Raw genomic sequence first — 17,418 nt, forward strand, 5'->3', positions numbered from 1 at the left:
AGAATGCTAGTTAGTAGACGAAAAGGAAATGCAGCAAATCATATTGTCAGGATCAATGGAAAACGAATCGATCTCAAAGCATTAGAGAAAGTCTTCATGCTTCACTTTCCACTAAAGGAATGTGCACTCATCCCGAAGAAAAATCAAGAAGGAGGCCTGTCGCTTGTGCTGTTTGCACAGGCGAAGGACCCTTCGCTGACAAGAGAGGATTTGATGAAAGGCCCGCTTCATCCTGATGAAGTGCCAGCCGCACTCGTCCTAGTCCCTTCCTTGCCGCGAAAAGAAAGTGGAGCGGTCGATACCGAGGCGCTGCTTGCCATTGATGTACTAGATGAAGAGGAACGAAGAAAGATAGAAGAACGCACGAAAGCCATAGATGGAGTAGAGGAAGCAGCCGTTGTGATAGAGAGTCAGACAGAAAAACAAACACCCTATCATTTAGATGACCTTTTCCCAGATAGACAGCGTACAAATGGAAACGAATCGCTCACAAAAGATGAAGTCAGCCAAACAATACAATCCTCCGTACAAGAAAAACCACCAGCTCTTGTTTATGGAGGTGATGTCATCAAAAAACCAGGTACACCAGTCACATTGACAGAGGTACTGATCCGAGCAGCTTTTATGTCACCAAATCGCGGAGTCACGTATCTCAAAGAAGGCGGTCATGAGGTGTTCCAGACTTACCCGGAATTGCTCACAGGTGCGGAACGTGTCCTATCTGGATTAAGGGCAGCCGGACTTTCAAACGGCGATCAAGTGCTGCTTCAATTGAAAGACCATCAAGATTTTATCACGGTATTCTGGGGCTGTATTCTCGGAGGAATCATTCCAACCCCAGTCTCTGTACCGCCTGTGTACGATGAAATGAATCAAGGTGTGAACAAGCTCAAGGGCGTGTTTCAGCTGCAAAATGAACCATTCATTATTACAAACGAAGCGAGTGCTGAGGACATTGCAGGGCTGCGTAAAACGTTTGAATCAAAAGCGATACCAATTTTAACAATCGAAACATTACTTTCCTGTGACCCAGATGAACAGCATTATGAGCCAGAGCCGGATGAGCCTGTGCTTCAGCTGCTGTCCTCAGGAAGTACAGGTGTGCCAAAGTGTATCCGTCACAACCATCAAAGCATTTTATCTAGAATCATTTCCTTTGAGCAGGCAAATGGTTTCACGCATGAGGATGTATCAATGAACTGGATGCCGCTTGATCACGTAGGGGGCATTGTCATGTTTCATGTCCATGATGTCTACCTCGGCTGCCAGCAAATTAGTCCATCCATTGATCAATTTATCGAACGGCCGATGGTATGGCTGGATTGGGTAGAAAGATACGGTGTCACAAGGACATGGGCGCCAAACTTTGCCTTTGCGATGATGAATGAATATGAAGACGACATTCGCAAAGGGAGCTGGGATCTCTCCACCTTGACCTATATCATGAACGCCGCCGAAGCAGTTGTTCCAAAAGTGACGCAGCGTTTCATGCACATCATGGGTGAGCACGGGTTAAGCCGCCATGCGATGGTGCCGGCTTATGGCATGTCAGAAACATCATCAGCCATTGTCCAGTCAAAAGAATTCATGCGTCATGATGATCAGAATGGACAACTGACCATTGATCAGACCACATTAACAAGTGAGATTCAATATGTGGCGCACGATCATCCGCACAAGATGACCTTTACAGAAGTCGGTGCACCAATCCCTTCTGTATGGATTCGAATTGTAGATGAGCATCACCATGTGCTGCCAGAAGATCAAGTCGGCCGCTTGCAGGTGAAGAGTCCAACGATTATGATGGGCTACTATCAAAATGAGGAAGCGAATGAAGAAGTATTTGCGGAAAACGGCTGGTTTCATACAGGAGATTTAGGATTTATTCATGAAGGGCGCCTAGTCCTCACAGGACGAGAAAAGGATATCATCGTCATCAACGGAGCGAACTATTTAAATTACGAAATTGAAGCCATTGTGGAAGAGGTTGAGGGGGTTGAAGTCACCTTTGCCGCTGCGTACGGCATTTACAATCCCGAATCAAGTAATGACACACTCGCCGTCTTTTTTGTCACGCAAAAGGATTCGATAGAGGATCAAATCACAATGATTCAGCAGATTAGAGAGAGCATCATTCGCAAAATGGGAATCGAACCTGACCACATCATTCCGGTGAAAAAAGACCAATTTCCGAAAACAGAAAGCGGAAAAATCCAACGTGCCCAACTAGGTGCGGCACTGAAAGATGGGGTGTTTCGAGACATTGAACGTGCACTTGATCTTGCTTCGGAAAATGAACAAACCCTCCCAGATTGGTTCTTTAAACGTATTTGGGTAAAAGAGAATATCGGTCCATCTCAGCCGATATCCACTGATCATGTACTCGTATTTGAGGATGAAAAAGGGCTTTATCAATCGCTTTATGCTCAATTTGAACAAATGAACCTGCCTTATGTTTCTGTGAAAAAGGGTCATGAATTTTTACGCCTGTCAAAAGGGATGTATCAGATGAACCCTCGAATCAAGGGGGATTACGTCAGGCTTGTGGCGGCGCTTGAAGCCGATGAATTAAAGATTGACCGTATGCTCCACTTGTGGAATGTGTCAGACAAGGAGATGATTGCCAGCCCTGCGCAGTTCAAAGAACTGAATGCAAGCACTAGCCAATCCATTTTGTATTTGTATCAAGCATTGAGACAAGAAAATAAAGAGCCGATGCGTCTCGTTGTTGTCACAAAAGGTGGTCAATTTGTAAAAACGCAAGATGAGCTTCATGTGGAGAAAACGTCTCTTGCCGGATTATTAAAAACCATCCCGCAAGAATGGGAAGGGGCAGAAGTGTCTCACCTTGATATTGAAGCGGAGAATGTGGAACAGGATGCCAAGCATATTGCGAACGAACTAGGTGCGATTCATTTGAAAGCGGAAGTGTCTTACCGGCATGGCCAGCGCCTCGTACCAAAGCTGGAAAAAGTCAACATGATGGCGGCACCTCAGACAGAAGGGTTTTTAGAATATGAAGGCTTGTACTTGCTGACTGGCGGGCTTGGCGGTATTGGGTTTGAACTGTCTAAGCAAATGCTCCAATTTGGCTTGAAACTCGTGCTAATTGGACGGACATCCCTTGAAGAAGACAGAGAAAAAGAGGCGTCATTCTCACAACTTAAAGATCTGGGAGACGTCCTTTATGTACAAGCCGATGTGACGAATTTATGTGACGTCGAGCGGGCGATTTATGAAGCAGAAAAGCATTTCGGACAGTCGATCCGAGGAGCGCTTCATTTAGCCGGTGCTGGCAATGTATCTGAGCATTTTCAGCATGTGGATACGTACACACTGGCTCATACAACAGAAGAAGATTTCGTCAAAGAACTTTCAGGGAAGGCAGATGGCGCTTGGGTGCTGCAAGAAGCCTTCAAGCATGACCCGTCAGTTCCACTCGTCTTTTTTGGATCAGTGAATGGCTATTTTGGCGGCACCACATTTGGTGCATATTCTGCGGCAAACAGCTTTTTAGATGGACTCGCACATGACCTTACCTATCATGAGGGAAGAAGAGCGATTTCGTTGAATTTCAGCATGTGGGATAATCTTGGTTTGTCTAAGGGGCATACTGGGGCCGCGCTAACCGTTCGCAAGGGCTTTCAGTTGATTGGAAAAAAACAAGGACTCGATTCATTATGTCTAGGTGTTCGAATGAATGAAGCGCATCTATTTATTGGCCTAGATGGGGCGAATCAAGAAATCGCTGAACATCTTCAACCAGCACCAATGCCGCTTTTTGAAAAGAAACTGTACTATAAGGTTCAATCAAGCAAAGAAGTGGATGCTGACAAGATTACAGGCATCATAGAGGGGAACTGGGACATCAGGCAAGTGGAAGATATACCGAAAAAACTAGATGGCTCTATTGATCACGAAGCCCTCAAACAGTTCCATCAAAAACACGCACAGCCGTTTGAAAAGCAATTGCCAGAAACGAAGACAGAGCAGGTGCTTGCGGCCATATGGGAGGATATTTTAGAAGTCGATCGTGTGTACAAAGAGGATCAATTCTTTGACCTTGGTGGACATTCATTAAAGGCCACTCAAACGATTTCTCGTATTAATCATGAGTTTTCAATAAAGGCACCGCTAAAAATATTATTTGAAAGCAAGAATCTGGCACACTTGGCACAAATGGTCGATGACATCATTGGAGCACCAGCCATTCAGGAAGCCAGCATTCCAAAGCTGGAAAAACGAACAAGCTATGAGCTGTCACACGCTCAGCAGCGGATTTGGTTCTTATCTACATTAGAAAAGAGCCATCATTACAATATATTAGGTGCTTGGAAGCTGATGGGCCAATTACACATCCAAACGTTAACAAAGGCGATCGGTCTCTTAACAAAACGTCATGAAGCACTGCGCGCAACATTTCAAACCATTGACGGCAAGCCGGTTCAAGTCATCCGTGAAGACCTTCCGCCATCAGTAACCGTTGCGAATTTCTCATTATTTAATGAAAAAACAAGAGCGAGAAGACTGGAACAGCTGATTCAGCAAGAAGCGAACCGCATCTATGACTTAGAACGGGGGCCGCTTGCGCAGTGGACAATTGTTGATATGGGGAAAGAGGAATATTACTTGCTTTGTGCGCAGCATCATATCATTTCCGATGCATGGTCGCTCAGCCTGCTTATTCAAGAATTAGAAGTCGTGTATGGGGCGCTATTATTAGAGAAAACGCCTGAGCTACCTGCACTTGAGATTGAATGGACCGATTATGTTCATTGGGAGAATGAGCAATTAAAGAACCACCAGGAGGCTCAGAGCTATTGGCTTGAAACGTTACAAGGAGAGCTGCCGGTATTAGAGCTCCCGTTTGACCGTCCTCGTCCGCCGGTTCAAACATTTAATGGGGCTACAGAGCAAATCGTGATAGATGAACCGCTTGTTCGGCGTTTACATGCCTTGTCGAGGGAGCAGGGGACAACACTGTTTATGACGATGTTGTCAGCCTATTATGTCCTGCTTCACAAGTTGTCTGGGCAAACAGATGTCATTGTTGGATCGCCGATCGCTGGCCGTGATGTCGAACAATCAGAGAAGCTCGTTGGCATGTTTGTCAATACATTGGCGCTGAGACAGGACGTTTCAAAAGCCAATACATTTGCTGATTTATTGGCAAAGGTGAAAGAAATGACGTTAAAAGCCTTTGAGCATCAGCATTATCCATTCGACAAGCTTGTGGATGACCTTTCAATTGATAGAGACTTAAGTCGTTCACCAATCTTCCAAGTCGCCATGGGGTATGTCACTGATTCGCTGGATATCAACCTAAAAGGACTGACATCGGAACAAGTGATGGTCCATCATACCGTCTCTAAATTTGATCTCACCTTGCATGTATTTGAGCAGGAGGACAAGCTGTCTATCCATGTGGAATATAATACGGATTTATTTGAGCAAGAAACGATCCACCGTATGATGAATTATTATCTCAATTTGTTAGATGGCATGACGGCTCAGCCTGAACGGACATTTGCTGACTTTTGCGTCATGGACAAAACAGAACAGGATGCCATGATCATAGGGAAAAATCAAACTGACACGCCTTATCCAAAGCGTACGCTGCAAGAATTATTTGAAGAACAAGTGCAGCGTGACCCGCACCGGATTGCTGTATCCTATATGGAAGAGCATATGACGTATCAAGATTTAGACGAGAAGGCGACAAAACTGGCTGCCTATTTACAGTCAAAAGGCGTTGGTCCAGGTTCACTTGTCCCGATGCTGTTTGATCGTTCGTTTGACATGATGGTCTCAGTTCTAGGGATCGTCAAGTCGGGTGCTGCTTATGTACCGATGTCACCTGAGTATCCAGATGCCCGCATCGGTCTGATCGTTCGCGATACACAAAGCGATATCATCTTAACCCAGTCGCATCTGATCAATCGATTAGCCGATCTGAGCGGCACAAAGATTGAAATGGACAAGCCGTTACCAGAAACAGGCGCAGTGTATCAAAGGGAAAAATCGATTGTAGGAGAAGACCAGCTTGCCTATGTGAACTACACTTCAGGCTCAACAGGCACACCAAAAGGCGTGATGCTTCCTCATGCAGGAGTGGTCCGCTTAGTGAAAGAAACAAACTATATTGAGCTTGGTTCAGAAGATAAAATGCTTCAGCTGTCTAACTATGCATTTGATGCCTTTACCTTTGAATTATGGGGAATGATGCTCAATGGCGGTCAGCTGGTTCTGATCCCGAAATATGCTGCTCTGAATATGGACGAATTAACTCGTTTAATCAAAACGCATCAAGTCACAGCCAACTGTTTGCCAACTGCATTATTCAACCGGTTGATTGAGCATGATCCAAAAAGTGTGGCTGGATACCGTACATTACTTGTTGGCGGAGAAGCCATGTCTAGTGAGCATGCACGAAAGGCATTGCCGCATATGAAGGGTGTGCTGATCAATGCTTACGGTCCAACAGAAAACACAACATTAGCGACCACTTATCAAGTCACACACGTACCGGAGGATGCAAGATCAGTGCCAATCGGTGTGCCAGTCGCCAACTCAACGGTTGTCATACTAGATGATCATCTCAATCCAGTACCAACAGGCGTAAAAGGAGAAATCTATATCGGCGGAACAGGGCTGGCGAAAGGGTATCTGCATGACCCAGAGCGTACGGAGGAGCGGTTTATTGACAATCCATTCCCGGCATTAAAAGGCGACAAACTGTATCGTTCCGGTGACCTAGGGAAATGGCGGTCTGATGGCAGTATTGAATACCTTGGCCGAAAAGACAACTTGGTGAAAATTAGAGGCTACCGAATTGAATGTGGAGAAATTGAGACAGCCCTGCTCAAACACCCACAAGTAAAAGAATGTACCGTCATTGCCAAAACGTACGGCAGCTCAAAACGGCTGGCAGCCTACCTTGTCACAGATGGGGGAGAGCCTGTTCCCGGATGGAAAGCATTTTTACAGGAAAGCCTGCCAGGCTATATGATTCCAAGTTACTTTATCGTACTTGACGCAATTCCTGTCACAACGAATGGGAAGGTCGATCAAAAAGCATTGCCGGAGCCGACAGACGCAGTCTCATCCTCACATGAAGACGATCAACCGGTAACAGAAACACAGCAGCTGATTGTGACAGCTTTCAGTGAAGTGCTTGGTGTCAAACGAGTAGGAATTCATGATTCATTCTTTGATTTAGGCGGAGATTCGATTATGAGTATTCAAGCCGTTGCCAAATTAAAAGAAAAGGGTGTCCGTGTTGATCCGAAATGGATTTTCATGCACCCAGTGCCAGCGCAGTTAGCGGCATATTTGGACACAGTGCCAAAAACAGGCGAGCCTGTCGAAAGAGCGCCGAAAGACTATGTGATCGAGTTGAAAAAAGGGGATCCGGCTGAACCGAGAATTTTCTTTGCACCGCCTGCTGGTGGAACGGTGATGGGGTATATCGATGTGGCCAAGCTCATGACACATGAAGGAGCTGTTTACGCCTTGCAGTCTCCAGGCTTGTATGAGGATGAAGAACCACAATTCCTTCATTATACAGAGCTTGTCACCACTTTTATTGAAGCCATTGAGACATTCTATCGACCAGGCATTGATTATTTGGCAGGGCATTCCATGGGTGGACATCTTGCTTATGGAATGAATCAGAGACTCTGTCATGCAGGAAAAGCGCCAAAGGGATTGATCATTTTAGATACGGTTCCTGTATTAAGAGATGAGGCAGATCAAGCGCTTCATGCCGATATGAACGAAGAAGAAGTGAAAATGCTTGCCCTCGTCCTTGGGATGGGGAACCTCGTCGGCATCAAACCGGAAGCATTACAAGGGCTCAGTTTCCAAGAAGTGAAGCAGAAAATCCTTAAAGAAGCAGAAAAGGATGAAGTCGTTCATCAATTTATGAATGATCACTATTTAGATAAATACTTGCAAATGCAGACACATAATACCATCATGTCACAAGCCATTGAATTAGAAAAGGACCCATTCTCTGTGCCGTTTTATATTATACAAAGCAGTGATCACGCCACAGATTTCCAGAAGAAATTTGCCGATTGGGAAGCTTACACGAGAGAAACGTGTTCGTATTTTCAGATAAAAGGCGACCATGTGACCATGATGAAAAGACCGCAGGCAGATCAACTTGCGCAAATTCTTGAAACGATCGTAAAGGGGTAAGGACGTATGAAGCAATTATTTAAAACCTTTGAAAAAAAATCAGATCTCATTCAGCTTATTTGTTTTCCTTTTGCAGGCGGATATTCCGCCTCTTACCGTCCGCTCTTTGAACAATTGAAGGATACGGCCGAAGTGACAGCAGCAGAGCCCCCGGGTCATGGAACGAACCTCATGCCGCTTGAAACAAGCATAGACCGGCTGGCTGAATTGTATAAAGAAGGACTGACAGGCAAATTAAACCGTCCATTTATTTTGTTCGGACATTCCATGGGTGGACTTGTGGTGTACAGGCTCACTCAGCTGCTAGAAAAGGAAGGCATCGATCCGGCAGCAGTTGTCATTTCTGCCATTCAGCCGCCGCAAACAAAAAGACAAATGTTGACTCATTTATCGAATGAAGCATTTGTTCAGCATATAGCAGAAATGGGCGGGATTCCAAAGGAATTGTTAGAGAACAAGCCAATGATGGATTACTTTACACCATCCTTACGCGCCGACTATCAAGCATTAGAATCCTTCCAGCATACGGACAAAACGATCATTGAATCACCCGTTTATTTATTGAACGGAAAGCAAGATAAAAAATGCATGGAAGACGCAGCCGGCTGGCTAACATGGGCAAACTCCATCGAACGTACTGATTTCCAAGGAGGCCACATGTATATCAACACACACCTCGAGCAGTTCGCAGAACATATGAGGCATGTCATTGAGCAGACAACAAAAAGGCAATTCATCAGCCAATAAAAGAAAACAACGGCCCCGTCAAACGAGGGCCGTTTTCTTTATGAATTCCCCTTCCTCACCACATTCCCGCCAATCACTCCGCCAATGACGAGCGCAGCCCCGATGAGGTGAACCATATCAATCGTTTCATGTAAAATCAGCACGCCAGCGGCAATGGTAATGAAAGCAGAAAGATTGTTAAAGATACTCACCTTTGCTGCTTCAAGGTGAGAAAGAGCATAGTTTGATAAATATGCTGTGAGCAGTGATGAGAGAATGCCTAAAAAGAGCATAGACCATACAAAGGATGGCTGCGTAAACGGATTGAAAAACTGCGGTAGTGTAGCATTTACCGAGTGCCGAATGAGAGCAGCAGCATTAAAGAAAACAAATCCAAAGAATGTCATCACGAAAGTCAGTTCAATGACATGGAATCGCCGTGTCATCACCCTGGCAAATACGCTATAGGCACTGGATGATAAGGCTGAAAGTAAGATCAGCACATAGCCGATGAGATGAGAATGTTTCACATCAATTCCCTTCACCACAAAGAGGAGCATCACCCCGGACACAGAAAGAATGGTAAACATCACCTGAATCGAGGTAGGACGTTCTTTTAAACACCATGCTGCAAGCACCATTGTCAAAATAGGGATGGTCGCCTGAATAATGCCGGCCTCTGATGAAGAGGTGAACATCAGCCCCCACACTTGAAATGCAAAAAACAACACAGGATAAAGCAAGGAAAATGGCACAATGTAAATAAGATCACGCCATTGAATGGAAAAACGGTACTTTTTTCGTAAAAATGGAAATAACAAAAGAGCAGCTGCGAAAGAAACGGTAAATCGGTGTGCCAATACATCAATCGGATTCGCTGATGCTAAGGCTACTTTGACAAACAAGAATGAAAAACCAATAATACAGGCGTATGCGATCGAGGCAGCATACGCTTTTTGTTTTGACATATCCATCAGAATTCTCCTTACAAGAGCATGCATGCTTCAGTTGAATTGACCGGTTCTGTCTTTTTATCGTAAACGGGTCAAGTAAAGTGTACAATAAGAGTTATTGATATCTGTACCGGTACAAGGAGGTAGTGCTGTGAGGAAATATGATCAGCTTGTGTTGAATATAAAAAACAAAATCGAGAGCGGTGAATACAATGCTGGAATGAAAATTCCATCCATTCGTCACTTAGCGGCTCAATATGCTGTGAGCAAAAGCACTGTCATAAAAGCACTAGACACATTAGAGCGTGAACACTTGCTGTACTCTGTAGAAAGAAGTGGCTATTTTGTCGTGAAAACCAATCAGTCAGCCGTTAAGAAGGGAAGCACATGGATTGATTTTGCTTCCTCTGCGCCTGATCCCATTGTGTTTCCGTATGTCGATTTTCAGCACTGCATCAATCAAGCGATTGATCTGTATCAAAATGATTTATTTATCTATGGCACCAGCAATGGATTACCATCTTTACTGCCAATCATTTCAAAGCGTTTAACGGATTATCAAGTGTTTGCCTCTCCAGAACAGATCGTTATGACCTCTGGTATTCAGCTGGCTTTATCGATTTTAAGCACCATCCCGTTTCCAAATGGAAAACAGACCATATTGGTCGAACAGCCAGGCTATCACCTATTCCTCCAATACTTAGAGAAAAACAAGCTGCCTGTCCGGGGGATTCAGCGTACGGAAAAAGGACTCGATCTTCAGGAATTGGAGCGTATCTTCCGAGAGGAGGATATTCGCTTTTTCTATACGATGCCAAGGTTTCAAAACCCGCTTGGAACGAGTCTGTCGAAACAAGAAAAAATAGCGATTGCAGCCCTTGCCGAAGCATATGATGTCTACATCGTTGAAGATGATTATTTGGCTGATTTAGAATTCGATACAAAAAGAGACCCGATCTATTCATATGATCAGGCGGGGAAGGTCATTTATTTAAAAAGCTTCTCAAAAATCATTTTTCCAGGGCTTAGAACAGGTGCTGTCGTCTTACCAAACGAGCTGATTGGCCCCTTCAGTGAACATAAACGGCTGATTGATATCGACAGCTCGATGCTGTCGCAGGCTGCTTTAGAAATATATTTGAAAAGCGGGATGTTTGAGCGTCATAGAGAAAGGATGCAGGCGACCTATAGAGCTCGATCCAAACAACTTGTGGCCTGTTTGAAAAATGATCAAGGCGCTTATGAGCTGGGAGAAGAGGAGCCAGCGACCCATACCCACATTCGTGTCGACCGGTCCATTCCGATGAATCAGCTCATTCAGCAGCTAAAAAAGGCTTCTGTGATGGTTCAGCCGATTGACCGCCATTTCATTTCTACTTATCAAAAGGAGCCTATACTTCAGCTGAACATTTGGCATGTAAAAGAAGAGGAAATCGAACGAGGCGTCGATTTGCTAAAGTCATCACTTCAACAAATCACACGTTATTAAGGCGAGACAGCATATTCTCACAAGTGAGTATCTCGACGTGCTCAGCCGCAGCGGGTTTTCTTGTACAAACCGCCATTTGGTAGGCAGGATCAAGTGAATATGTTTGGACAACGCAAGGGGCTTCGTGATCAGGTAATCTCAAAGTAGCCTGTCCATCCTCTGACAAGCGAGCGGTAAAGGATGAAAGACCATAGGATATTCCCTTCCCTGTCAGCTTGATAAAAGCCTCCTTCATGGACCATAAATGAAAGAAATAGGCTTCCTGCCGTTCTGCCGGCTGTGAGAGTAAATCTTGATATTCGTCAGCTGAAAAAAATCGTTTGGCAATGGCTAGATCAATCGGTTTGATCTCTTCAATATCAATACCAACAGGCGCATCATCTACTGCGCCGACGACCCAATCACCAGAGTGAGAAAGATTAAAATGAAACGAAGGAATTTGCCGGACAACAGGCTTTCCATTCCCTTCTGTTTCAAACAGCACCTGTTCCATAGGCAGTGCGTACATCTCATGAATGATGTGACGAATCAGCACCTCACCTAACAGCGTTCTTCTTGCATCGATCAAAAAACGAAAGCGCTCAGCGGCGGCGCGTTTTTCAATTGATACAAAAGGCATCAGCTGTTCTATTTGTTTTCGTGCATTTCTATCATCTAAAGGTTGTAATTGAATAGCGAAAATCTTCATAACGGACCTCAATTTTTTACATTTATTGTACCATTGGATGAACACCTTGCGAAGCATCCTTTTCAATAGAAGGGTAAAGTTGGTCTGCACAAGAAAAGCCATTCTTTTCATAGAATGGCTTGTTCTTATCGGGTAAGGGTTTGAACAGGTTTCTCCGCTGTTTTTGTAATGAGCAGCTGCAAGAGCCGTGTCGATTGCGGCAAGGAAAAGCGAAGGACGAGTCCTGTAAAGATGGCTGTCAGAATCGTTCCAATGCCAATCGGTCCGCCGAGCATCCATGCAAATAGAAGCACTGTTAACTCAATACCATTTCGAACCCACTGTACGTTCAGCCCCGTTTTTGCTGAGATGAGCAGCATTAATGAATCCCTTGGCCCAGCGCCAAGATTAGCTGAGACATAAATGCCAACGCCATACCCAGACACAATCACGCCCGTAATAAACACATATAAAGCAGGTAAATACCCATGTGGTGCAGGTAATACTGCATTAAAGAAATCAATAAACACGCCGATCAGCACCATATTGAGCAGGGCGCCGATCTTTGGAAAAGATTTCGTGAAAACAGATGTCAGTGTCACAATGAGTGCACCAATAATGATGGACCATTGTCCAATGGTTAAACCAAAATGCTGAAACAGTCCATAATGAAAAGCGTCCCAAGGACCAATGCCAAGGATCTTTCCTTTCACTGTCAGCGATAGTCCAAAAGCAAGTACAATCAATCCAACAAAATAAAAAAACCAACGTAAAAGATGTTCCCGCTTCAAAAGCTTTCCCTTCTTTCTTAAACACTCGATTTCAATCGTAACATACTCGCACGCCCCTTTAAATGGCTTTGCTCAATTGTAATCGCTTACTCGATAAAAAGAATTTTTTCCATAAAAAGAGCAGAAAACATCAAATGTTGGAGCAAGACTTTTGAATTGTTTTTTTTAACAAAGCGAACCAATAATTAACAATTTTTATGAAAACAAGAAAAAAATTCAATATAAAATGACAAAAAACCAACCTTTATCCAATTAAAGAATATTGAAGATAAAATAGAATAGATTGTATGTAAATTGCGTCGTTAGGCCTGTTTTTATTGATAGATAAAATATTTGATACACGATAAAAAAACTTGTTTTATTGGAAAAAACATAGATGGATCAGATGTCGAAAGCTGTATATGACCAAAGGGCTATTTTTGTCGAAAATAGTCTTTTGGTCATGTTGAGGGTTCTGAAATGTTACTGATATTCTTTACCAAAGTGTGGGAGGTGAACTGGTACATACCTTTGTTAAATGAAGCAAGAAAAAAGGGAGGTCAAAGAATGAATTTATTAAAAAGAACGAGTCAATTATTTCTTATTTTGGTTCTGATTGCTGGAAATTTATTAACGGTCTCACCATCTATCTCGAAGGCTGCAGGAACGGTAGCAGTGAACAATACAGATTCCTATATGATTGGTAGTAGCCCATTAATTCTTTATCAGCTTGATGGGAATAACCCAACTAACGTAAAGGCTAGTGTCCAAGTGAAAGGGATCAATTCGACTTTAGTGAACGGTGTTGCTGTCAATGATCAAGAGAACGTTGTGTATGCAACGACGACAGCAAGTGGAGAGCCTGTTCTTTATAAAATAAATGCGACGACAGGACAAGCTGAGCGTGTAGGTGTACTAGGTGGAGGTGCTTCTAATGCCGTTGTATATAACGGTAAATATATACATTCGTATGGTGTTAACGGAGAATATTTCCTTGGAACATACGATTTAGTTACTGGTCAAAAAACATCAAAAAAAATTACAGCTTATGATGTCGGCTCTGTCGTTGGCGGGGATCTTGTCATCGATAAAGACGGCTATCTTTGGTTCGCATCTAATGAAAGTGGAGCCATTGCACAAATGAATCCAGATACGGCAGAAGTCATTCGTGTTATTCCAATTAAAAATGCGGATGGTAAAAGCATTGATGGAGGCGTTCGAGGAATTAGCTTTTTGCCAAATGGACAAATGCTGTTGCAGTCTGGATTAAATGAATCGATCGGCCATTCTACTCTTTATACACTTGATGCAAAAACATTAAGTACGACTTATATGGGCACGGCTGGTGATTCATTATCATACGATTTAGCTTCACGGGTGAAGCCAGAATTTGATCCATATCCTCCACAGCTTGAATCAGAAAAATCTGTTGTCTTACAGAAAAAAGCAGAGGGTAACACAGATGAGAAGCACCCCGAAGTGGGAGATACATTACTCTATACGATTAAAGCAAGAAGTACGGTTCAATATGGTATTGTTAAAAACTTAGTCATTTCAGATAACCTTCCGAGCAGCTTAACCTATGTTCCAAGTAGTCTTAAGGTAGATGACGTAAGCGTGACAGATGCAAAAGACCAAGACAAAGGTGACTATACAAATGGCACCGTGACGGGTCAAATAGGCGATGTGAAAAATACCGCTTGGCACACCGTGACATTTGAAGCGAAAGTAGGAACAGGTCAAGCGGGTAAAGATATTCAAAATACAGCCAATGTCAAAGGGGAAAACACACCGCCAGACAAACCAACAACAAACATAGAAATTTATCCTCGTGATCCGAAGCTTGAATCAGAAAAGTCTGCGGTCTTACAAAAAAAAGCAGATGGTAATACAGATGAGAAGCATCCAGAGGTAGGAGATACATTACTGTATACCATTCAAGCCCGTAATGCTATGGAAGACAGCGTGATTGAAGACCTCGTGATTTCTGACAAGCTGCCTCAAGGATTGGCATATGTACCCAATTCACTTCAGCTAGATGGAAACCCAGTGACCGATGCAGTAGATGACGATAATGGAGATATGACAGATGGCGTCATTACTGGAAAGTTTGGTGAGGTGAAAGATGCAAAATGGCATCGTGTGACGTTTGAAGTAACGATTGAAAAAGGTCAGGCAGGCAAAGACATTCAAAATACGGCCAACGTTACAAGCGGTAACACACCACCAGACAAACCGACAACGAATACAGAAATCTATCCACGTGACCCAAAACTAGCTTCAGAAAAAACAGCGGTCTTGCAACAAAAAGCAGAAGGAAACACAGATGAAAAGCATCCAGAGGTGGGTGACACTCTTCTTTACACGATTAAAACAAAGAACACGATAGAAGATAGTCTCGTTGAAAATTTAGTGATTTCAGATGAACTGCCAGAAGGATTAGTATATGTGCCGAATTCACTTCAAGTGGACGGAGAGGCAGTCACTGACGCAAAGGATAACGATAACGGGGACTTCACAAATGGTACCATTTCAGGTCAATTTGGTGACATTCAAGATACAGATTGGCATACCGTGACATTTGAAGTGACGGTTGAAAAAGGACAATCAGGCAAAGATATTCAAAATACAGCGAGTGTCACAGGTGAAAACACACCACCAGACGATCCAACAACAAAAACAGAAATCTATCCTCGTGATCCAAAGCTTGAATCAGAAAAAACAGCCGTCTTGCAGAAAAAAGCAGAAGGTAACACAGATGAAAAACATCCAGAAGTAGGAGACACTCTTTTATACACAATTAAAACAAAAAACACGATAGAAGACAGTCTCATTGAAAATCTAGTCATTTCAGATCAATTGCCAAAAGGGCTGAAATATGTCAGTGGCTCCCTTCAAATTGACGGGGATTCAGTTACAGATGTGAAAGACGATGATAATGGGGACTACACAGATGGAGCTGTCACAGGTTATTTTGGTGATATCAAGGATACAGACTGGCATACAGTCACCTTTGAAGTGACAGTTGAAAAGGGGCAGGCTGGTCAAGACATTCAAAACACTGCCGAAGTAACTGGTGAAAACACGCCGCCAGATGAACCAACCACGAACACAGAAATTTATCCACGTGACCCAAAACTAGTTTCTGAAAAAACGTCCGTCATTCAGAAAAAAGCAGAGGGGAACACAGATGAAAAGCAACCACAGGTAGGAGATACCCTTCTTTATACGATTAAAACAAAGAATCTTGAAGAAGATAGCTTCATTGAAAATCTAGTGATCTCAGATGAACTGCCAGAAGGTCTTGCATATGTTGCAGGTTCACTTAAAGTAGATGGACAAGCGGTGACAGATGCAAAGGATGATGACAGCGGAGACTTTACAAAAGGTACGGTGACAGGACAATTTGGTCAGATCAAAGATACCGATTGGCATAAAGTAACGTTTGAAGCGAAGATTACAAAAGGCCAAGCAGGTAAAACCATTCAAAATACGGCCAAAGTCACAGGCGATAATACGCCGCCAGACGAACCAACAACAGAAACAAAAATTGATCCAAGAGATCCAAAGCTTAAATCAGAAAAAATATCTGAAATCTCTCAAAAAGCAGAAGGTAATAAAGATGAAAAACAAGCTCAAGTAGGCGATACTCTCCTTTACACCATCAAAGCAAAAAATAGTGTAGAAGACAGTGTCATTACAGATCTAGTCATCACAGATGAACTACCAGAAGGTCTTGAATATGTCGAAGGATCATTAAAAGTAGATGATCAAGCCGTCACAGATGCAAAAGATGACGACAACGGAGACTATACAAAGGGAACAGTGGCCGGTCAATTTGGCGATATCAAAGATACGGACTGGCATACGATTACTTTTGAAGCAAAGGTCGCTAAAGGCCAATCAGGTAAAAGTATTCAAAACATAGCGAAAGTCACAGGTGAAAACACGCCGCCAGATGAGCCGACAACCGAAACAAACATTGATCCAAGAGATCCAAAGCTTGAATCAGAAAAAACGTCAGAGCTCCATCAAAAAGCAGAAGGCAATAAAGATAAAAAACAAGTGCAAGTAGGCGACACCCTTCTTTACACCATCAAAACAAAAAATAGTGTAGAAGACAGTATCATCCAAGATCTAGTGATCTCAGATAAACTGCCAGAAGGTCTTGCATATGTTGCAGGTTCACTCAAAGTAGATGGACAAACAGTGACAGATGCAAAAGATGATGACAGCGGAGACTACACAAAAGGTACGGTGACGGGACAATTTGGCGATATTAAAGATACAGATTGGCATACCGTGACGTTCAAGGCAAAGGTTGTCAAAGGTGCTGAAGGTCAGACAATCATGAATATCGCAGTTGTGAAGGGCGAGAATGTAGACGAACCAGATCAACCTAAAAACGAGACAACAGTTGAACCGCCTCATGAACCAGAGGTGCCAACAGTGCCAGAACAGCCATCTGAGCCTCAAACTGACACACCTGGTCATCAATTGCCGAATACTGCAACCGTCATGTACAATCTTCTGTTTGCCGGATTTGCTCTTGTTCTCATTGGTGCATCTCTTATGGTATGGAATAGAAGAAAAAGAAACGGATAATCAGCC

General features: G+C 43.4%; 7 protein-coding genes. 4 read left to right on the forward strand and 3 right to left on the reverse strand.

Annotated elements, in window-relative coordinates:
- Window positions 1-3: 3 nt before the first annotated feature.
- Both NST57_RS02065 and NST57_RS02070 read left to right on the forward strand, forming a co-directional pair.
- The gene (locus NST57_RS02065) at window positions 4-8,202 is read left to right on the forward strand and encodes an amino acid adenylation domain-containing protein (RefSeq protein WP_341297929.1); all 8,199 of its coding nucleotides are present in this window, start codon (window positions 4-6) and stop codon (window positions 8,200-8,202) included.
- 6 nt (window positions 8,203-8,208) lie between these two features.
- On the forward strand, window positions 8,209-8,949 hold the full coding sequence (locus NST57_RS02070) for a thioesterase II family protein (protein WP_341297930.1): 741 nt from the start codon (window positions 8,209-8,211) through the stop codon (window positions 8,947-8,949).
- A 38-nt stretch (window positions 8,950-8,987) separates the two neighbouring features.
- Here the strand turns inward: NST57_RS02070 and NST57_RS02075 are convergent, their stop codons facing one another.
- On the reverse strand, window positions 8,988-9,902 hold the full coding sequence (locus NST57_RS02075) for an EamA family transporter (protein ID WP_142153929.1): 915 nt from the start codon (window positions 9,900-9,902) through the stop codon (window positions 8,988-8,990).
- Between the two features lie 130 nt (window positions 9,903-10,032).
- Here NST57_RS02075 and NST57_RS02080 point away from each other — a divergent pair, with 130 nt between their 5' ends.
- Complete coding sequence (locus tag NST57_RS02080; protein ID WP_142153931.1) at window positions 10,033-11,370, forward strand: aminotransferase class I/II-fold pyridoxal phosphate-dependent enzyme; 1,338 nt, start codon at window positions 10,033-10,035, stop codon at window positions 11,368-11,370.
- Here the strand turns inward: NST57_RS02080 and NST57_RS02085 are convergent.
- Both NST57_RS02085 and NST57_RS02090 read right to left on the reverse strand, forming a co-directional pair.
- Entirely contained in the window at window positions 11,357-12,058 is a 702-nt protein-coding gene (locus tag NST57_RS02085) for a 4'-phosphopantetheinyl transferase family protein (protein WP_341297931.1), read from the reverse strand. The genes NST57_RS02080 and NST57_RS02085 overlap by 14 nt on opposite strands.
- Window positions 12,059-12,183: 125 nt before the next feature.
- Window positions 12,184-12,828: a YczE/YyaS/YitT family protein gene (locus NST57_RS02090; RefSeq protein WP_007498187.1), complete on the reverse strand. Its 645-nt coding sequence runs from the start codon at window positions 12,826-12,828 to the stop codon at window positions 12,184-12,186.
- Window positions 12,829-13,374: 546 nt separating this feature from the next.
- On the opposite strand from NST57_RS02090, the gene NST57_RS02095 reads away from it, so the two are divergent.
- Complete coding sequence (locus NST57_RS02095; RefSeq protein WP_341297932.1) at window positions 13,375-17,412, forward strand: isopeptide-forming domain-containing fimbrial protein; 4,038 nt, start codon at window positions 13,375-13,377, stop codon at window positions 17,410-17,412.
- Window positions 17,413-17,418 lie beyond the last annotated feature (6 nt).

This window comes from Bacillus sp. FSL M8-0077 (assembly GCF_038050255.1).
In the GTDB taxonomy this organism is placed as follows: Bacteria; Bacillota; Bacilli; order Bacillales; family Bacillaceae; genus Bacillus; species Bacillus altitudinis.

Coding starts and splice junctions, on each gene's coding strand:
- NST57_RS02070 (WP_341297930.1), top strand. CDS start 8,209: ATGAAGCAATTATTTAAAACCTTTGAAAAAAAATCAGATCTCATTCAG.
- NST57_RS02085 (WP_341297931.1), bottom strand. CDS start 12,058: ATGAAGATTTTCGCTATTCAATTACAACCTTTAGATGATAGAAATGCA.
- NST57_RS02065 (WP_341297929.1), top strand. CDS start 4: ATGCTAGTTAGTAGACGAAAAGGAAATGCAGCAAATCATATTGTCAGG.
- NST57_RS02095 (WP_341297932.1), top strand. CDS start 13,375: ATGAATTTATTAAAAAGAACGAGTCAATTATTTCTTATTTTGGTTCTG.
- NST57_RS02075 (WP_142153929.1), bottom strand. CDS start 9,902: ATGGATATGTCAAAACAAAAAGCGTATGCTGCCTCGATCGCATACGCC.